Origin of the sequence: Streptococcus hyointestinalis, from assembly GCF_041225505.1 — a bacterium.
Classification (GTDB): Bacteria; Bacillota; Bacilli; order Lactobacillales; family Streptococcaceae; genus Streptococcus; species Streptococcus hyointestinalis_B.
In genome coordinates this window covers 1-18,583 of sequence record NZ_JBCLSK010000038.1, presented here as the reverse complement: position 1 = coordinate 18,583, position 18,583 = coordinate 1, and the positions used below count along the sequence as shown (strand labels likewise).

At 45.4% G+C, this 18,583-nt stretch carries 16 protein-coding genes and 2 pseudogenes; 15 read left to right on the top strand and 3 right to left on the bottom strand.

Going from position 1 to position 18,583, the window contains the following annotated elements:
• Window positions 1-101: 101 nt before the first annotated feature.
• Together galU and AALA56_RS08400 are read right to left on the bottom strand one after the other, a co-directional pair.
• Window positions 102-1,013 (bottom strand): UTP--glucose-1-phosphate uridylyltransferase GalU, encoded by a 912-nt coding sequence (galU, locus tag AALA56_RS08405; protein ID WP_115271114.1) that lies wholly within the window; start codon window positions 1,011-1,013, stop codon window positions 102-104.
• A gap of 67 nt (window positions 1,014-1,080) precedes the next feature.
• Window positions 1,081-2,097, bottom strand: coding sequence for an NAD(P)H-dependent glycerol-3-phosphate dehydrogenase (locus tag AALA56_RS08400; RefSeq protein ID WP_276760355.1), 1,017 nt, complete (start codon window positions 2,095-2,097; stop codon window positions 1,081-1,083).
• A gap of 158 nt (window positions 2,098-2,255) precedes the next feature.
• Here AALA56_RS08400 and AALA56_RS08395 point away from each other — a divergent pair, with 158 nt between their 5' ends.
• From AALA56_RS08395 to AALA56_RS08350, 10 genes and pseudogenes are all read left to right on the top strand, one after another.
• A complete protein-coding gene (locus AALA56_RS08395; RefSeq protein ID WP_277295863.1) occupies window positions 2,256-2,699 on the top strand; it encodes a dUTP diphosphatase in 444 nt (147 codons plus the stop codon).
• 30 nt (window positions 2,700-2,729) lie between these two features.
• Window positions 2,730-3,263, top strand: a complete 534-nt coding sequence (locus tag AALA56_RS08390; protein ID WP_369909591.1) for a histidine phosphatase family protein — start codon at window positions 2,730-2,732, stop codon at window positions 3,261-3,263.
• Window positions 3,264-3,276: 13 nt separating this feature from the next.
• Complete coding sequence (gene radA, locus AALA56_RS08385) at window positions 3,277-4,641, top strand: DNA repair protein RadA (RefSeq protein ID WP_369909593.1); 1,365 nt, start codon at window positions 3,277-3,279, stop codon at window positions 4,639-4,641.
• A gap of 9 nt (window positions 4,642-4,650) precedes the next feature.
• Window positions 4,651-5,148: a beta-class carbonic anhydrase gene (locus tag AALA56_RS08380; protein WP_369909590.1), complete on the top strand. Its 498-nt coding sequence runs from the start codon at window positions 4,651-4,653 to the stop codon at window positions 5,146-5,148.
• 91 nt (window positions 5,149-5,239) lie between these two features.
• Window positions 5,240-5,906, top strand: a pseudogene (locus AALA56_RS08375) (TIGR00266 family protein).
• Window positions 5,907-6,051: 145 nt separating this feature from the next.
• Window positions 6,052-7,515 carry a glutamate--tRNA ligase gene (gene gltX / locus AALA56_RS08370; protein ID WP_369909589.1) on the top strand — a complete coding sequence of 488 codons (1,464 nt, stop codon included), beginning with the start codon at window positions 6,052-6,054 and terminating at the stop codon, window positions 7,513-7,515.
• Window positions 7,516-7,684: 169 nt separating this feature from the next.
• Window positions 7,685-8,887 carry an argininosuccinate synthase gene (locus tag AALA56_RS08365; protein ID WP_369909588.1) on the top strand — a complete coding sequence of 401 codons (1,203 nt, stop codon included), beginning with the start codon at window positions 7,685-7,687 and terminating at the stop codon, window positions 8,885-8,887.
• Window positions 8,888-8,919: 32 nt separating this feature from the next.
• Window positions 8,920-10,308 carry an argininosuccinate lyase gene (gene argH, locus AALA56_RS08360; protein ID WP_369909592.1) on the top strand — a complete coding sequence of 463 codons (1,389 nt, stop codon included), beginning with the start codon at window positions 8,920-8,922 and terminating at the stop codon, window positions 10,306-10,308.
• 66 nt (window positions 10,309-10,374) lie between these two features.
• Window positions 10,375-10,891, top strand: a pseudogene (locus AALA56_RS08355) (3H domain-containing protein).
• Window positions 10,892-11,101: 210 nt separating this feature from the next.
• The gene (locus AALA56_RS08350) at window positions 11,102-11,614 is read left to right on the top strand and encodes a hypothetical protein (protein WP_369909587.1); all 513 of its coding nucleotides are present in this window, start codon (window positions 11,102-11,104) and stop codon (window positions 11,612-11,614) included.
• A 113-nt stretch (window positions 11,615-11,727) separates the two neighbouring features.
• On the opposite strand, the gene nrdI is transcribed toward AALA56_RS08350, so the two are convergent.
• Complete coding sequence (gene nrdI, locus AALA56_RS08345) at window positions 11,728-12,180, bottom strand: class Ib ribonucleoside-diphosphate reductase assembly flavoprotein NrdI (RefSeq protein ID WP_369909586.1); 453 nt, start codon at window positions 12,178-12,180, stop codon at window positions 11,728-11,730.
• Window positions 12,181-12,325: 145 nt separating this feature from the next.
• On the opposite strand from nrdI, the gene AALA56_RS08340 reads away from it, so the two are divergent.
• From AALA56_RS08340 to fusA, 5 genes are all read left to right on the top strand, one after another.
• Window positions 12,326-14,548, top strand: a complete 2,223-nt coding sequence (locus tag AALA56_RS08340; protein ID WP_369909585.1) for a RelA/SpoT family protein — start codon at window positions 12,326-12,328, stop codon at window positions 14,546-14,548.
• A 10-nt stretch (window positions 14,549-14,558) separates the two neighbouring features.
• Window positions 14,559-15,002, top strand: coding sequence for a D-aminoacyl-tRNA deacylase (dtd, locus tag AALA56_RS08335; RefSeq protein WP_369909584.1), 444 nt, complete (start codon window positions 14,559-14,561; stop codon window positions 15,000-15,002).
• Window positions 15,003-15,198: 196 nt separating this feature from the next.
• Window positions 15,199-15,612 carry a 30S ribosomal protein S12 gene (gene rpsL / locus AALA56_RS08330; protein WP_115271088.1) on the top strand — a complete coding sequence of 138 codons (414 nt, stop codon included), beginning with the start codon at window positions 15,199-15,201 and terminating at the stop codon, window positions 15,610-15,612.
• Between the two features lie 22 nt (window positions 15,613-15,634).
• A complete protein-coding gene (gene rpsG / locus AALA56_RS08325; protein WP_164683805.1) occupies window positions 15,635-16,105 on the top strand; it encodes a 30S ribosomal protein S7 in 471 nt (156 codons plus the stop codon).
• Between the two features lie 252 nt (window positions 16,106-16,357).
• Complete coding sequence (gene fusA / locus AALA56_RS08320; protein ID WP_369909582.1) at window positions 16,358-18,436, top strand: elongation factor G; 2,079 nt, start codon at window positions 16,358-16,360, stop codon at window positions 18,434-18,436.
• The last annotated feature ends 147 nt before the right edge of the window (window positions 18,437-18,583 follow it).

Sequence of the window (18,583 nt, the reverse complement as noted above, 5' to 3'; positions counted from 1 at the left end):
ACCAGTCTCCTGTAAAGTACAGAAAACTGGCCTCATGAATGTGTTTTTCTTGTGTCCCATTATAAGGGTGCAGTGCCAACAGCGTTCTCTTCTTTTAATTTTTAGTCTTTAGTTTTTGGTTCAGCTTGTTCCAGCTCTTTACCAAGAGTGATGAGATAGTCTTTCATCTCGTTTTTGACTTGTGGGTGCTGTAGGGCATAGTCAATGGTTGTCTTTAAGAAGCCAAACTTATCGCCCACATCATAGCGGTCACCTGTGAACTGACGGGCAAAGACACGTTGTGTTTTATTGAGCGTGTCAATAGCGTCTGTCAGCTGGATTTCATTGCCAGCGCCTGGCTCTTGTGTCTCAAGGATAGCAAAAATCTCAGGTGTCAAGAGGTAGCGTCCGATAATAGCAAGGTCGCTAGGTGCGTCTTCTGGTGCTGGCTTTTCAACGAATGTTTCCACACTATAAAGCCCGTGCTCGCCTTCGCCTTGAGGTGCAATCACGCCGTAGCTAGACACATCCTCATGAGGCACTTCCATGACAGCAATGGTTGAAGCATGCGTTTTTTCGTAGTCGTTGATGAGCTGTTTGGTGAGCGGCGTTGCCTTTGGATTGGTGATATCCATGAGGTCGTCACCAAGCATAACAACAAACGGTTCATTGCCAACAAAGGCTTTGGCTTGTAAAACAGCGTCGCCAAGTCCACGTGGGTGGCTCTGACGGATGAAATGCAAACGAATCCCTGTTGTCTCATCAACCAGTTTTAAAAGGTCGTGTTTGCCCTTTTCTTTGAGGTTGTATTCTAACTCAAAGTTGGAGTCAAAGTGATCCTCGATAGAGCGTTTTGACTTTCCTGTCACGACAAGGATGTCCTCGATACCAGATTTTAGAGCTTCTTCAACGATGAATTGAATGGTTGGTTTATCAACGATAGGCAACATTTCTTTAGCGAGTGCCTTGGTAGCTGGCAAGAAACGTGTCCCAAGTCCTGCCGCTGGGATAACTGCTTTTCTTACTTTAGTCATAACTTTTCCCTTCTATATGTAAGCGTATTTACTACATTTTATCATATTGGAAAGCAAAAGGCTAGACCTATCGCCATTCGTTTTCAGCACGGAGCTCATTGGTCATCATGCTAAGGATACTCTCACGAATGTCAGCTCCTTCGTAGATACCACGGTAGATAGCTGTCGTGATTGGCATGTAGACATCCAGGTCTTGAGCCAGCTCATAGGCAACCTTGGTCGTTGAGATACCCTCGATGACCATGCCCATATTTTTCTCAACGTCCTCTAGCTTTTCACCACGTCCAAGAGCGTCCCCAGCACGCCAGTTGCGGGAGTGAACAGATGTCCCTGTGACAATCAAGTCACCAACACCAGACAGTCCGCTATAAGTTAATGGATCAGCTCCTAGCTTGACACCGAGGCGGGTAATTTCAGCCAGCCCACGTGTGATGATAGCCGCTTTGGCATTGTCACCGTAGCCAAGACCGTGAAGAGCACCAGCACCAACAGCGATGATGTTTTTGAGCGCACCAGCCGTCTCAACTCCGATAACGTCTGTGTTGGTGTAGAGGCGGAAGTAGTTGTTGCTAAAGAGCTTTTGAGCGTATTTGGCAGCTTCGGTGTCTTTGGAAGCGGCTGTGATAAGGGTGATGTCACGTACGATGGTCTCCTCAGCGTGGCTTGGTCCTGAGACCACGACAATCTCACTACGCAAGTCCTCAGGAATTTCCTCTTCGAGGATAGTAGACAAGCGCTCATGTGTGCCAGGTTCTAAACCTTTTGAAGCGTGCATGACCGTGACCTTGTGGTCAAGGACTTCAGCCACTTGTTTTGCGACAAGGCGTGTCACTTTTGTCGGAACGACAAATAAAACAGCGTCCACGCCGTCAAGCGCAGCCTTTAAATCAGTATAAGCCTTGATGTCGCTTGAGAGGACAACGTCTTTAAAGTAGCGGGTATTGGTGTGTTGGTTATTGATTTCGTCGATTTGTTCTGGAATATTGCCCCAAAGACGCACGTCGTGTCCGTTGTCGTTTAGGACTTGAGCTAGAGCAGTTCCCCAAGACCCTGGTCCTAGGACTGCAACAGTTTGCTTAGCCATTTTCTTCCTCTTTCCTTTGCTAAATTTAGTCTATTATCCTGTTCATTATACCATAGTCACAAGTCGCTTGTCTGACTTGAGCCGATATTATCCCAGAATTTTGCTTTTCGCAAACGAATAGATTATAATAAAGAAACAAGATTTGGAGGAAAAATGTGATGAAAATCCGTGGTTTTGAGTTGGTGTCAAGCTATACTGATGAGACGTTGCTGCCAAAGCGTGAAACAGCGCATGCGGCTGGTTATGACTTGAAAGTGGCTGAGCGTGTGGTGATTGAGCCAGGTGAGATTGTCCTTGTGCCAACAGGCGTCAAGGCTTATATGCAGGCTGGTGAGGTGCTCTATCTCTACGACCGCTCGTCAAATCCGAGAAAAAAAGGCTTGGTTCTCATTAACTCAGTAGGTGTCATTGATGGGGATTACTATGGCAATCCCGCAAACGAAGGGCATATCTTTGCTCAAATGCAAAATATCACTGACCAGCCTGTCACGCTTGAAGTGGGTGAGCGCATTGTCCAAGGTGTTTTTGCACCTTTCTTGGTTGCTGACGGCGACGAAGCAGATGGCGTAAGGACAGGCGGTTTTGGAAGTACAGGAAACTAAGTGACCTTTGCGAATGGATAGGAGATTTTTATGAGAGTCATTTTTGTTCGCCATTCTGAGCCAGACTATTCCATGTTAGATGGATGTGAGAACCCTGAAAACTATAGTGGTTTTGGACGTGATTTTGCACCTTTGAGTGAACATGGTCGACATTTAGCACGAGAGCTTGCTAAAAGCGAAAGCTTTCAATCGGCTGACGCCATTATCTCATCGTCGATAACTCGAGCGCTTGAGACGGCAACTTATATCGCCCGTGAGACTGGTTTGGACCTTTTAGTTGAGCCTTTCTTTCATGAGTGGCGTCCTGACTTAGAGAATTTAAATTATACAGGAGAAGCTGTTGCGAAAGCCTATCAGACTTTTTGGGAAAATGATGGCAAGTTACCAGAAAATGCGTCTTATCGGTATGAAACGGCAGAACAGGTTAAACAACGTTTTCTAGCCGCCTTGGAAAAGTATCGTGGCTATGACACGGTTATCATCGTGACCCACAGCATGCTCATGCGCCAATTTGTCTCTCAGAAAGAAATAGCTTATGGTGAGACGATAACAGTAGATTTTTAGTAGGAGGTTTATCATCGCTAAAACGAAAAAGACATTTGTTTGTCAGGAATGTGGTTACCATTCTTCAAAATATCTAGGGCGTTGTCCCAGTTGCTCGTCTTGGACCTCTTTTGTGGAGGAAGTAGACGTCACCGAGGTCAAAAATGCCAGAGTCAGCCTAACTGGTGAGAAAACACGTCCTGTCAAGCTGAGTGAGGTCAGCTCCATCAACGTCAATCGCACACAGACCGACATGGAGGAGTTTAACCGTGTCCTAGGTGGTGGCGTTGTCCCAGGCAGTCTCGTTCTCATCGGAGGAGACCCTGGGATTGGGAAGTCAACGCTGCTCCTGCAGGTCTCTACCCAGCTGGCAAATAAGGGAACGGTACTTTATGTGTCGGGCGAGGAGTCTGTTGAGCAGATTAAGCTGCGTAGCGAGCGTCTTGGCGATATTGACAATGCGTTTTATCTCTATGCTGAGACCAATATGCAGAGCATACGAGCTGAGATTGAGAAATTGCAGCCTGATTTTCTGATTATTGACTCCATTCAGACCATTATGAGCCCAGAGATTTCTAGTGTCCAAGGGTCGGTCAGTCAGGTGCGTGAGGTGACAGCAGAGCTCATGCAACTGGCTAAGAGCAACAATATCGCTACCTTTATCGTTGGGCATGTGACCAAGGAAGGGACTCTTGCTGGACCACGGATGCTAGAGCACATGGTGGACACAGTGCTCTATTTTGAGGGCGAGCGCCATCATACTTTTAGGATTTTACGAGCGGTTAAAAACCGTTTTGGCTCTACCAACGAAATCGGTATCTTTGAAATGCAGTCGGCGGGTCTGGTTGAGGTGACCAATCCTAGCGAAGTTTTCCTAGAGGAGCGCTTGGATGGGGCGACAGGTTCTGCTATTGTCGTGACTATGGAGGGGACACGTCCCATCCTTGCTGAGGTGCAGGCGCTAGTAACGCCTAGCGTCTTTGGCAATGCCAAGCGGACAGCGACAGGGCTTGATTTTAACCGAGTGAGCCTTATCATGGCGGTTTTAGAAAAGCGTTGCGGACTGCTATTACAAAATCAAGACGCCTACCTCAAGTCAGCGGGTGGTGTCAAGCTGGATGAACCTGCCATTGACCTTGCTGTAGCTGTCGCTATCACCTCGAGCTACAAAGAACAGCCCACCAATCCGCAGGACGCCTTTATCGGTGAGATTGGCTTGACAGGTGAGATTAGACGGGTCAATCGTATCGAACAACGTATCAACGAAGCGGCAAAACTAGGCTTCAAAAAAATCTACGTCCCTAAAAATGCTCTCGCTGGTCTTTCTCTGCCAGACGGCATTGAGGTTATCGGCGTTTCAACCGTGAATGATGTTTTAAAGAAAGTGTTTGCACATTAAGGAGAAGTTATGTCATATTTTGAGCAATTTATGAAAGCCAATCAGGCTTACGTTGACCTGCATGGAACAGCGCATTTGCCTATTCACCCAAAGACCCGTGTGGCTATTGTGACCTGCATGGACTCTAGGCTACACGTGGCGCAAGCCTTAGGCTTGGCGCTTGGGGATGCGCACATTCTGCGTAATGCCGGTGGGCGTGTGACAGACGATATGATTCGCTCGCTAGTTATCTCACAGCAGCAGCTAGGTACTCGTGAGATTATCGTCATCCACCACACCGACTGCGGAGCGCAGACCTTTGAAAATGCCGCCTTTACACAACAGCTTGAGCGTGATTTGAGCGTCGATGTGCATGACAAGGACTTTCTGCCCTTTACAGACGTGGAGGAGAGTGTGCGTGAGGACATGGCGCTCTTGCGACAATCTCCGCTCATCCCAGATGATGTCGAGATTTCTGGGGCGGTCTATGACGTTGACACAGGGCGTATGAGTGAGGTCAAAGCTTAAGAAATAGTAATTATCCTTGAAAAGGCTTGCAAACTTCTTTGGCAAATGTTTTAATTGTATTAAAACAGCGATACAAAAAGGAGAATAAGAAATGGCTTTTTCAATTGACAGTAATATGCAATTTCCGCTAGTTGAGGTGACGCTTGAGCGTGGTGAGCATGTTTATATTCAGCGTGGCAGTATGGTTTACCATACGCCTAGCGTCAGCCTAAACACCAAGCTCAACGGTCGTGGGAGCGGTCTGGGTAAACTCAAGGGAGCCATTGGACGTTCGATGACTTCAGGCGAGTCCATGTTGATTACTCAAGCCGTGTCAAACGCTGATAATGGCAAGCTCGCACTAGCACCAAATACACCTGGTCAAGTCGTAGCTCTCGAGCTAGGTAGCAAGCAATACCGCCTCAATGACGGTGTCTTTCTAGCTTTGGACGGCTCTGCTCAATACCGCATGGAACGTCAGTCTGTTGGGCGTGCGCTCTTTGGCGGACAAGGTGGCTTCTTTGTCATGACAACTGAAGCGTCGGCACGCTTCTAGCTAACGCCTTTGGCTCTATCAAAAAATCGAGCTTCAGGGTGACGAGATGACCATTGACAACGCTCATGTTGTCGCATGGAGCACCGAGCTCGATTACAACATTCACTTGGAAAATGGATTTGTCCAATCCATCGGAACAGGCGAAGGCGTGGTCAATACCTTCCGTGGCACAGGTGAGGTTTATGTACAGAGCCTTAATCTTGAAACCTTTGCCACAGCCTAGAGAGCTTTTTACCTCTGTCAGATGGCTAATTGTTGCCCTGATTTTTGGCAAAGTCAATAAAAAACAAATAAGGTCTAGGGAATTTTGTCCCTGCCTTATTTTTGTGCTATAATAGGAACGATTGAAAATTGTATAGGAGAATGCTATGTCTAAGCAAATTCGTGTGCGTTACGCACCAAGTCCAACAGGACTACTACATATCGGAAATGCCCGTACGGCACTGTTTAACTATCTCTATGCCCGTCATTATGGCGGTACTTTTGTGATTCGTATCGAAGATACAGACCGCAAGCGTCATGTGGAGGATGGTGAGCGTTCACAACTTGAAAACTTGCGTTGGTTAGGGATTGACTGGGATGAAAGCCCAGAAACACATGACAAGTATCGTCAGTCTGAGCGCCTAGAGCTTTACCAAGGCTACATTGACCAGCTTTTAGCAGAAGGCAAAGCTTACAAGTCTTATGTGACTGAGGAAGAGTTGGCTGCGGAGCGTGAACGTCAAGAAGCAGCAGGCGAAACTCCTCGCTACATCAACGAATATCTTGGCATGAGTGAGGACGAAAAAGCAGCCTACATCGCTGAGCGTGAAGCGGCAGGCATTACACCAACGGTGCGTCTAGCGGTCAATGAAGCGGGTATCTACAAGTGGAACGACATGGTTAAGGGCGACATCGAGTTTGAAGGAGGCAATATCGGTGGCGACTGGGTTATCCAAAAGCGTGACGGCTACCCAACTTACAACTTTGCCGTGGTTGTGGATGACCATCTCATGGAAATCTCCCACGTTATCCGTGGAGACGACCACATCGCAAACACACCAAAACAGCTCATGGTTTATGAGGCACTAGGCTGGGAAGCGCCAGAGTTTGGGCACATGACCCTTATCATCAACTCTGAAACAGGTAAAAAGCTCTCAAAACGTGATACCAACACGCTTCAATTCATCGAAGACTACCGCAAGAAAGGCTATCTGCCAGAAGCAGTCTTTAACTTCATTGCTCTTTTGGGTTGGAACCCAGGTGGTGAGGACGAGATTTTCTCTCGTGAAGAGCTCATTAAGCTCTTTGATGAAAAACGCCTCAGCAAGTCACCAGCAGCCTTTGACCAGAAGAAACTAGAATGGATGAGCAATGACTACATCAAGCATGCCGACTTTGAGACGATTTTTGCTCTTTGTGAGCCATTCTTAGCAGAAGCTGGACGTTTAGAGGACAAGGAAAAAGCAGAGAAATTAGTCAAACTCTACCAACCTCAAATGAAGTCAGCTGACGAGATTGTGCCATTGACAGACCTTTTCTTCTCAGACTACCCAGTCTTGAGTAAGGACGCTATCGAGGTGCTAAAAGGTGAGACTGTGCCGACAGTACTTGCTGCCTTCAAGGAAAAACTAGAAAATCTCTCTGACGAGGACTTTGTGGTGGATAATATCTTCCCGCAAATCAAGGCAGTCCAAAAAGAAACAGGCATTAAAGGCAAAAACCTCTTTATGCCAATCCGTGTTGCCGTCTCAGGCGAAATGCACGGACCAGAACTGCCAGATACCATCTATCTTCTTGGACGTGAGAAGTCTATCCAACACCTCTCAAATGTGCTTGAATTGATTAGCTAATCACAATCTGATAACCTTTTTGGGTTATCAGATTTTTTGTATATACGAATATTTTTAAAATAATCGCATTTTATTGCAAAAAAGTCTTGACAGGGAGAGTAAGTAGTCGTATAATTATGCGTACAAACCGTAAATGGTTGTAATATTTATAAAGAAAAGAGAACCTGCGATGACAAAAGAAAAAGTAATTTTAGCCTATTCTGGTGGACTGGATACCTCTGTTGCCATTACTTGGCTCAAAAAAGACTATGATGTGATAGCGGTCTGCATGGACGTTGGTGAGGGCAAGGATTTGGATTTCATTCATGACAAGGCGCTAAAGGTTGGTGCGCTTGAGTCTTATGTCCTTGATGTCAAGGATGAGTTTGCTGAAAACTACGTCCTTCCTGCTCTCCAAGCACACGCCATGTACGAGCAAAAGTACCCACTAGTTTCTGCGCTTAGCCGTCCGATTATTTCTAAGAAGTTGGTTGAGATTGCCCATAAGACTGGTGCTACAACTATTGCCCACGGCTGTACGGGTAAGGGAAATGACCAAGTGCGTTTTGAGGTGGCAATCGCTGCGCTTGACCCAAGTCTAAAAGTCATCGCCCCTGTGCGTGAGTGGAAATGGTCACGTGAGGAGGAAATCACCTACGCCAAGGAAAACGGTGTCCCAGTCCCAGCAGACCTTGACAATCCTTACTCTGTCGACCAAAACCTCTGGGGACGTGCCAATGAATGTGGTATCCTCGAAAATCCATGGAATCAAGCGCCTGAAGATGCCTTTGGTATTACAAATGCGGCAGAGGACGCTCCTGATACCCCAGAGTATGTGGACATCACCTTTAAAGAGGGTGTGCCTGTTGCGCTAGATGGCAAGGAGATGAAGCTAGCCGACCTCATCCAAGCACTCAACGCCCAAGCAGGAAAGCACGGTGTGGGACGTATTGACCACGTTGAAAACCGTCTTGTCGGTATCAAATCACGTGAGATCTACGAGTGTCCTGCTGCTGTGACTTTGCTGGCTGCCCACAAGGAGATTGAGGATATTACGCTGGTGCGTGAGCTGTCTCACTTCAAGCCTATTTTGGAAAACGAGCTCTCAAATCTCATCTACAACGCTCTCTGGTTTAGCCCAGCGACCAAGGCGATTATTGCTTACATCAAGGAAACGCAAAAGGTGGTCAATGGTACGGCTAAGGTCAAACTCTACAAAGGTTCAGCAGTTGTAGTTGCTCGTCAATCAGACAATTCCCTCTACGATGAAAATCTAGCGACTTACACAGCAGCAGATAGCTTTGACCAAGAGGCAGCTGTAGGCTTTATCAAACTCTGGGGGCTACCAACACAGGTCAACAGTCAAGTCAATCACCCTGAACTGGATGACTAAGCTCTTGGCTACGCAAACGACAAAGAGGAGAGATTATGACAGAAAATCATAAATTATGGGGCGGACGCTTTGAAGCCAGCCTTGAGAAATGGGTCGAGGGGTTTGGAGCCTCCATCTCCTTTGACCAGAAAATGGCACAGTACGACATCGAAGGCTCCATCGCTCACGTCACCATGCTGGGTGAGACAGGTATCATCTCAAAAGACGAAGCCAAGACGATTAAGGCAGGACTTGAGACTTTGCTTAGAAAGTACAAGGCAGGAGAGCTGACTTTTGATGTCACCAACGAAGATATTCACATGAATATCGAGCAGCTGTTGACAGACGAGATTGGCAGTGTCGCAGGCAAACTACACACCGCACGCTCACGTAACGACCAAGTGGCAACAGATATGCACTTGTATTTAAAAGCGAAGCTTGCTGAGGTCATAGAAAAGCTCGAAAACCTACGCCGTGTTATCGTCAAGCTTGCTGAGGATAACATCGAGACCATCATGCCAGGCTACACGCACTTACAGCATGCACAGCCTATCTCTTTTGGACATCATCTCATGGCTTACTATAGTATGTTTACACGAGATAGCGAGCGCTTTAGCTTTAACGTCAAGCACGCTGACCTCTCACCTCTTGGTGCTGCGGCTCTAGCTGGAACGACTTTTCCCATTGACAGGAACTTTACAGCTGACTTGATGGGCTTTTCTACGCCTTATCGCAATTCCCTAGACGCCGTGTCAGACCGTGATTTTATCTTGGAATTTCTCTCCAATGCCAGTATCCTCATGATGCACATGAGTCGTTTTTGTGAGGAAATCATCAACTGGTGTAGCCACGAGTATCAGTTTGTCACTTTGTCTGACACCTTTTCAACTGGCTCATCCATCATGCCACAAAAGAAAAACCCAGACATGGCAGAGCTCATTCGTGGCAAGTCTGGGCGGGTCTATGGCAATCTCATCGGTTTACTGACAGTCATGAAGTCCCTTCCTCTAGCTTACAATAAAGATTTACAAGAAGATAAAGAAGGCATGTTTGACACTGCTGAGACCATCACGGTGGCAATTGACATCCTTGCTGGCATGCTAGGCAGCATGAAGGTCAATAAAGAACGCATGAAGTCGTCCACACAAAAAGATTTCTCAAATGCCACAGAGCTTGCGGATTATCTAGCTAGTAAAGGTGTCCCTTTTAGAAAAGCGCATGAAATCGTTGGAAAGCTGGTGCTTGAGTGCAGCAAGAAAAGAATTTACCTGCAGGATGTCAGCTTAGAGAGCTACCAAGAAATCTCTGATGTTATTGACAATGATGTTTACACCGTCTTAGACCCTTACAATGCTGTCAAGCGCCGTCATTCGCTTGGCGGAACTGGCTTTGACCAAGTCAAATGGCAAATCGAAGCGGCAAAAAAGGACTTGGCACAATAAAAGGATGGGTCTAACTGTTGATGATATGCTATAATAGGTTGAAGTATATAGATGTGTGGAGGGCATATGAAAGCAGCAGAGCGTAGACAGTTGATATTAGAGAGACTTGATCAGACCCAGAAGCCCCTCTCTGCTAGTTACCTAGCCAAGGAACTAGGGGTTAGTCGATAGGCGATTGTTGGAGACGTGGCACTACTACGAGCAAACCATCACGGCATTTTATCGACGCACAGAGGTTATCTCTTAGAGAAAAATCTCTCCTCCCAAGCGCAATATATCGGCAAGATTGCCTGCCAGCACAGCGCAGACGCTGTTGAAAAAGAGCTGGCGCTGGTCATTGAGCTGGGTGGTAAGGTTATGACTGTTGAGGTTGACCACCCTATCTACGGCACACTATCAGCCCCTTTACAAAATTGCGACACAGGATGATGTCCAGCATTTTATGACCAGTCTAGAACGTCATGAGGACGCTCTTTTGAGCTCACTCACGCAAGGTATCCATGTCCACACCATTGCCTGTGAGACAAAAGACCAATTTGATAACATCCGCACAGCATTAGAAGAAGCTAACATCGCACTGTGAACAGCAGGAAGAGAGAACCAGATTGGTTTTCTCTTTTTCTGATGACAACTGTTTCTAGCTTGGCATTGGCGGTTTATTTTCTATATTTCTTAAAAATTCTAAAAATAAACACCAAAATCTATGTACATGTGTCATGACATATGATAAAATAAAGGAAATTATTTTTAAGGAGTTATTATGAACGTTACGTCTTCATAGCGAGTTGCTAAAGTGTTATCGCTGTCTGCTATCCTCACTGCTCTAGGGATTTTGATTCCGCTTGTTATGCCTGCTAAGCTTGTCATTGGACCTGCCTCCTATACCTTAGCTAGTCATGTCCCCATTCTACTAGCCATATTTATCTCTCCCTTTTCTGCCTTGATGGTGACCTTGGGAACAACGCTGGGCTTTTTAATCGCAGGTTTTCCGATTGTCATTGTTTTGCGTGCACTTAGTCATGTCATTTTTGCGGTGGTAGGTGCTTACTGGTTGCAGAAAAAGCCTGCTCTATGGGATAGTTTAACAGCTATGCTAGGTTTTGCCTTTGTGCTCAATGTCCTACATGCTATTGGTGAAGTCGTCGTGGTTTATATGATGACGGCAGGGACTGGGGCTACAGCCAATTATTGGTTTATGCTCTTTGTCCTCATTGGAATTGGTACGATTATCCATGGTATGGTAGACTTTGCCATTGCTTATTGGCTATGGAAACAGCTAGGACTAAAAGAGATGGTGACAGATTAGTTCTCTGTTTTATGAGTTGGGCAGAAAAATAAAAGAGGTTTGATGATTGGCCTGTTTCGAAGTATTAGATTGTCGTCTAACCTTAGAACAGCTCAATTGTCAGCCTCATTTTTCTATGTATGAAATGCCTCTTGAGCAGCGATGATTTTACCTGCGATACGCTCAATATCACTAGATGTGCCACGCAGTTCAAACTCATCTAGGACAGGAAAGCCAAAGCGCTTAGCATATTGCTTAGCGGTTAGGCAAAATTGATGGTTGAAGTTGCGATTGCCAGAGCCTACGATACCATAGCAGTACTTGTAGTTGTCATGAGCAGCGATAAAGTCACCAAGAGGTGTTGTCAAAATCTCGACATCGCCGTTATCGACACCATTTCCCCCCTCGAGATAAGTCGGCAGCATAGCGACAAAAGGCTCTGTCACAGGAAAGGTCGTGTAGTCGAGTTCTTTGATGTTGATAAGCTTGGTGTCTATCTGGTGCCAGGTTTTGAGATAGCTTGACAGACGCGTAACAAAACTCTCGGTATTGCCACTCAGGCTAATATAGATAATCGTAATAGTCATGATTCCTCCTAGTCGTATAGTAGTGTAACAAAATGTCATCCGCCTTGCAAGAAATCGGCAAGAAGAGCTTTACAAGGTCTAGGACTTTTTCTTTTTGCCCTAAAAGTGGTACAATAGGAAAAAGACAATTCGGACGAGGAAGAGTATGGCAAAAATTGTAAATTTAACGGGAGATGAGGTTGTAGCCCTCACCCAAAAGTATATGAATGACTCTGATGTGGCTTATGTCAAAAAAGCGCTTGATTATGCGACAGAAGCGCACATCACACAAGTGCGAAAGTCAGGAGAGCCTTATATTATTCACCCTATCCAAGTGGCTGGGATTTTAGCAGACCTGCAGTTGGATGCGGTGACAGTGGCGTGTGGTTTTTTACACGATGTGGTTGAGGACACTGACCGCACGCTTGACGATATTGAGGAAAATTTTGGCAAGGACGCACGTGATATTGTCGATGGCGTGACAAAGCTGGGTAAAGTGGAGTACAAGAGCCACGAGGAACAGCTGGCTGAAAATCACCGCAAGATGCTCATGGCAATGTCAAAAGACATCCGTGTGATTTTGGTCAAGTTAGCTGACCGCCTGCACAATATGCGTACCCTCAAACACCTACGAAAAGACAAGCAAGAGCGTATCTCACGTGAGACCATGGAGATTTACGCACCGCTAGCGCACCGTTTGGGGATTAGTCGTATCAAGTGGGAGTTAGAAGATTTATCATTTCGCTATCTCAATGAAGTCGAGTTTTACAAGATTTCACACATGATGAGTGAGAAGCGCCGTGAGCGTGAAGCCTTGGTGGATGAGATTGTCAAAAAAATCAAGGACTACACCGAAGAGCAAGGGCTCTATGGTGATGTTTACGGACGTCCTAAACACATCTACTCGATTTATCGCAAAATGCGGGACAAGAAAAAGCGCTTTGATCAGATTTACGACTTGATTGCCATTCGCTGTATCATGGAGAGTCCAAGTGATGTTTATGCCATGGTCGGCTACATCCATGAGCTGTGGCGTCCAATGCCAGGGCGTTTCAAAGATTACATCGCAGCGCCAAAGGCAAATGGCTACCAGTCTATCCACACGACGGTCTACGGTCCTAAAGGTCCTATCGAGATTCAAATTCGTACCAAAGAAATGCACGAAGTTGCTGAATACGGGGTTGCTGCGCACTGGGCTTATAAAAAGGGTATCAAAGGTAAGGTCAACTCACAAGAGCAAGCGCTTGGCATGAACTGGATAAAAGAGCTGGTTGAGCTGCAGGCAGACTCAGGCGGCGACGCCAAGGAATTTGTCGATTCTGTCAAGGAAGACATCTTTACAGAGCGTATCTATGTCTTTACACCGACTGGTGCTGTGCAGGAGTTGCCAAAGGACTCAGGACCGATTGATTTTGCCTATGCTATTCACACGCAGGTCGGCGAAAAAGCAACCGGCGCTCGTGTCAACGGTCGCATGGCGCCTTTGACTGCGAAGCTAAAGACTGGTGACGTCGTTGAAATTATCACCAATCCTAATTCTTTTGGACCAAGTCGAGATTGGATTAAGATTGTCAAGACCAATAAAGCCCGCAATAAAATCCGTCAGTTCTTTAAAAATCAAGACAAGGAACTGTCTGTCAGCAAAGGGCGTGATATGCTGGTCTCTTATTTCCAAGAGCAGGGTTATGTTGCCAACAAATATCTGGATAAAAAGCATATTGACGCCATTTTGCCAAGGCTGAGCGTGCGCAGTGAGGAAGCTCTCTATGCAGCAGTTGGTTTTGGTGATTTGAGCCCTGTGACGGTCTTTAACCGCTTGACGGAAAAAGAACGCCGTGAGGAGGAGCGTGCCAAAGCCAAGGCAGAGGCAGAAGAGCTCATGAACGGCGGCGAAGTTAAAAAAGAGAAAAAAGAAGTTCTTAAAGTCCGCAGCGAAAATGGCGTTATCATCCAAGGAGCGTCTGGGCTTCTCATGCGTATCGCCAAATGCTGTAACCCTGTTCCAGGAGACGCCATCGAGGGCTACATCACCAAAGGTCGTGGTGTCGCTATTCACCGTGCGGATTGCCACAATCTAAAAAGTCAGGAAAACTATGAGCAGCGCTTGGTTGATGTTGAGTGGGATACGACCACAAACGACAGCAAAGAATACATGGCAGAGATTGACATTTACGGGCTCAATCGCAGTGGCTTGCTAAATGATGTGCTTCAAACACTTAGCAACGCTACAAAGAGTATCTCTACGGTCAACGCTCAGCCGACAAAGGATATGAAGTTTGCCAATATCCATGTCAGCTTTGGCATTCCAAACCTATCTCACCTGACCACAGTTGTTGACAAGATAAAAATTATCCCTGACGTTTACTCTGTTAAACGCACAAACGGCTAAGGAGACAGCAATGCGAGTTATTATTCAACGAGTCAAGACAGCACAAGTTGCTGTATCAGATGAGGTCATTGCAGAGATTAGTGACGGGCTCTTGCTTCTAGTCGGTGTAGCACCTGATGACACACAAGAAGATTTGGACTATGCTTGTCGCAAGATTGTCAACATGCGTATCTTCTCAGATGAGGCAGGAAAGATGAACCTGTCTGTCAAGGACATCAAAGGGAGCGTTCTGTCCGTGTCACAGTTTACTCTCTTTGCTGAGACGAAAAAGGGCAATCGCCCTGCCTTTACAGGTGCAGCCAATCCCACTCTTGCTAAAGATTACTATGAGCAGTTTAATGACAAGTTAGCACAAAGTGTGCCGGTAGAAACGGGTATTTTCGGCGCAGATATGCAGGTCACACTTGAAAATGACGGACCCGTCACTATCATCCTTGATACAAAGCAGCGCTAGGATGTTTATCGCAAAAAAAGAGCGAAAAATCCATTGACGAAAAAAGTGAAACATGTTACTATAGTAGACGGTACTTTTTACTTTTGGTCTCTCAAAAGTGTACAGAGACGTGCTGACAATAGTTGCAAAGTACACACAGATGATAGCTGTCACCAAGTGTATCATCAACCAAAACTAAAAAAACAGGAGAATGTAGATGCCTACAATTAACCAGTTGGTTCGTAAACCACGTAAATCTAAAGTAGAAAAATCTAAATCACCAGCGCTTAACGTTGGTTACAACAGTCACAAAAAAGTTCCAACAAATATCTCATCACCTCAAAAACGTGGTGTTGCGACTCGTGTTGGTACTATGACACCTAAAAAACCTAACTCTGCCCTTCGTAAATTTGCTCGTGTACGTTTGAGCAACCTTATCGAAGTAACAGCTTACATCCCAGGTATCGGACACAACCTTCAAGAACACAGTGTTGTGCTTATCCGTGGTGGACGTGTAAAAGACCTTCCAGGGGTACGTTACCATATCGTTCGTGGTGCACTTGATACTGCAGGTGTTGCTGACCGTAAACAAAGCCGTTCTAAATACGGTGCAAAACGCCCTAAAGGGTAAGAAAATAGGAGGGTAAGAGAAAATGAGTCGTAAAAACCAAGCGCCAAAACGCGAAGTATTACCAGATCCATTATACAATTCAAAAATCGTAACACGTCTTATCAATCGTGTTATGCTTGATGGTAAACGTGGTACAGCTGCTACTATCGTTTACGATGCTTTTGAGCAAATCAAAGAAACTACAGGTAACGACGCTCTTGAAGTGTTTGAAACAGCTATGGAAAACATCATGCCTGTACTTGAAGTACGTGCACGCCGTGTCGGTGGTTCTAACTACCAAGTCCCAGTTGAAGTGCGTCCAGAACGTCGTACAACACTTGGACTTCGCTGGTTGGTAAATGCCTCACGTGCTCGTGGTGAACACACTATGAAAGACCGTCTTGCAAAAGAAATCATGGATGCAGCAAACAACACAGGTGCATCTGTTAAGAAACGTGAAGACACTCACCGTATGGCTGAAGCTAACCGTGCATTTGCACACTTCCGCTGGTAAGATAGGATGTGAAGCCGTTAAGAAAGTTCAAGGAAAAATAGGAAATCTTTGCAGAATATTAAGCCGTTCAAAAAAGATTTATCTTTTTTCTCGAACTTTTAGGCTGAACTTTATTTCATAGGATGTAACTATTTACAAAAAGATTAGTTCACATTTTATAAATGATGAGAAAAACGGGTAGGTCCTGCCTATCCGTTTTTTACAAATAATGGTATAATAGAAAAGTAAACTAAAAATTTATAGGAGAAAACAATGGCACGCGAATTTTCACTTGAAAAAACTCGTAATATCGGTATCATGGCTCACGTTGATGCTGGTAAAACTACTACAACAGAGCGTATCCTTTACTACACTGGTAAAATCCACAAAATCGGTGAAACTCACGAAGGTGCGTCTCAAATGGACTGGATGGAGCAAGAGCAAGAACGTGGTATCACTATCACATCTGCTGCGACAACAGCGCAATGGAAAGACACACGTGTAAACATTATCGACACACCAGGACACGTGGACTTCACTATCGAAGTACAACGTTCTCTTCGTGTTCTTGACGGTGCGGTAACAGTTCTTGATGCACAATCAGGTGTTGAGCCTCAAACAGAAACTGTATGGCGTCAAGCGACTGAGTACGGAGTTCCTCGTATCGTATTTGCTAACAAAATGGACAAAATCGGTGCAGACTTCCTTTACTCAGTATCTACACTTCACGATCGTCTTCAAGCAAATGCTCACCCAATCCAATTGCCAATCGGTTCAGAAGATGATTTCCGTGGTATTATCGACCTTATCAAGATGAAAGCTGAAATCTACACAAACGACCTTGGTACAGACATCCTTGAAGAAGATATTCCTGCTGAATACCTTGATCAAGCACAAGAATACCGTGAAAAATTGGTTGAAGCAGTTGCAGAAACTGACGAAGACCTTATGATGAAATACCTTGAAGGTGAAGAAATCACAAACGACGAATTGAAAGCTGCTATCCGTAAAGCAACTATCAACGTTGAATTCTACCCAGTTCTTTGTGGTTCAGCCTTCAAAAACAAAGGTGTTCAATTGATGCTTGATGCGGTTCTTGACTACCTTCCAAGCCCACTTGATATCCCTGCTATCAAAGGTATCAACCCAGATACAGACGAAGAAGAAACACGTCCAGCGTCTGATGATGAGCCATTTGCAGCGCTTGCCTTCAAGATCATGACAGACCCATTCGTAGGTCGTTTGACTTTCTTCCGTGTTTACTCAGGTGTCTTGAACTCAGGTTCTTACGTGCTTAACACAACTAAAGGTAAACGTGAACGTATCGGACGTATCCTTCAAATGCACGCCAACACTCGTAAAGAAATCGAAACAGTTTACTCTGGTGACATCGCCGCTGCTGTTGGTTTGAAAGATACAACAACTGGTGACTCATTGACTGATGAAAAAGCTAAAGTTATCCTTGAGTCAATCGAAGTTCCAGAACCAGTTATCCAATTGATGGTTGAGCCAAAATCTAAAGCTGACCAAGATAAGATGGGGATCGCTCTTCAAAAACTTGCTGAAGAAGACCCAACATTCCGTGTTGAAACAAACGTTGAAACTGGTGAAACAGTTATCTCTGGTATGGGTGAGCTTCACTTGGATGTCCTTGTTGACCGTATGAAACGTGAATTCAAGGTTGAAGCAAACGTAGGTGCGCCTCAAGTATCTTACCGTGAAACATTCCGTGCTGCTACACAAGCACGTGGATTCTTCAAACGTCAATCAGGTGGTAAAGGTCAATTTGGTGATGTTTGGATTGAATTCACTCCAAATGAAGAAGGTAAAGGATTCGAGTTTGAAAATGCCATCGTTGGTGGTGTGGTTCCACGTGAATTCATCCCAGCGGTTGAAAAAGGTTTGGAAGAATCTATGGCAAACGGTGTCCTTGCTGGTTACCCAATGGTTGACATCAAAGCTAAACTTTATGATGGTTCATACCACGATGTCGACTCATCTGAAACTGCCTTCAAGATCGCAGCATCTCTTGCTCTTAAAGAAGCTGCTAAGACTGCAAAACCAGTTATTCTTGAGCCTATGATGCTTGTAACCATCACAGCACCAGAAGAAAACCTTGGTGACGTTATGGGTCACGTAACAGCTCGTCGTGGACGTGTTGACGGTATGGAAGCTCGTGGTAACACTCAAGTTGTTCGTGCTTACGTTCCACTTGCAGAAATGTTTGGTTACGCAACTGTTCTTCGTTCAGCTACTCAAGGACGTGGTACTTTCATGATGGTATTTGACCACTACGAAGATGTTCCTAAGTCTGTTCAAGAAGAAATCATTAAGAAAAATAACGGTGAATAATCACTAATGAATAAGAAGCACTCTCGTGCTTCTTATTTTTTATCTCATAAATTTCAAATCAAAATAGCAGGGGCAAAATTCAAGTCCAAGTTAGCCAGCGTATAACACCTCTCTGGGAGTTTTGTAATCTAATACTTTCTTAGGATA

What these genes read in the sequence shown, in the direction of transcription:
- galU (WP_115271114.1), bottom strand. Translation starts at nt 1,013, where the DNA reads ATGACTAAAGTAAGAAAAGCAGTTATCCCAGCGGCAGGACTTGGGACA.
- AALA56_RS08400 (WP_276760355.1), bottom strand. Translation starts at nt 2,097, where the DNA reads ATGGCTAAGCAAACTGTTGCAGTCCTAGGACCAGGGTCTTGGGGAACT.
- AALA56_RS08395 (WP_277295863.1), top strand. Translation starts at nt 2,256, where the DNA reads ATGAAAATCCGTGGTTTTGAGTTGGTGTCAAGCTATACTGATGAGACG.
- AALA56_RS08390 (WP_369909591.1), top strand. Translation starts at nt 2,730, where the DNA reads ATGAGAGTCATTTTTGTTCGCCATTCTGAGCCAGACTATTCCATGTTA.
- AALA56_RS08380 (WP_369909590.1), top strand. Translation starts at nt 4,651, where the DNA reads ATGTCATATTTTGAGCAATTTATGAAAGCCAATCAGGCTTACGTTGAC.
- gltX (WP_369909589.1), top strand. Translation starts at nt 6,052, where the DNA reads ATGTCTAAGCAAATTCGTGTGCGTTACGCACCAAGTCCAACAGGACTA.
- AALA56_RS08365 (WP_369909588.1), top strand. Translation starts at nt 7,685, where the DNA reads ATGACAAAAGAAAAAGTAATTTTAGCCTATTCTGGTGGACTGGATACC.
- nrdI (WP_369909586.1), bottom strand. Translation starts at nt 12,180, where the DNA reads ATGACTATTACGATTATCTATATTAGCCTGAGTGGCAATACCGAGAGT.
- AALA56_RS08340 (WP_369909585.1), top strand. Translation starts at nt 12,326, where the DNA reads ATGGCAAAAATTGTAAATTTAACGGGAGATGAGGTTGTAGCCCTCACC.
- dtd (WP_369909584.1), top strand. Translation starts at nt 14,559, where the DNA reads ATGCGAGTTATTATTCAACGAGTCAAGACAGCACAAGTTGCTGTATCA.
- rpsL (WP_115271088.1), top strand. Translation starts at nt 15,199, where the DNA reads ATGCCTACAATTAACCAGTTGGTTCGTAAACCACGTAAATCTAAAGTA.
- rpsG (WP_164683805.1), top strand. Translation starts at nt 15,635, where the DNA reads ATGAGTCGTAAAAACCAAGCGCCAAAACGCGAAGTATTACCAGATCCA.
- fusA (WP_369909582.1), top strand. Translation starts at nt 16,358, where the DNA reads ATGGCACGCGAATTTTCACTTGAAAAAACTCGTAATATCGGTATCATG.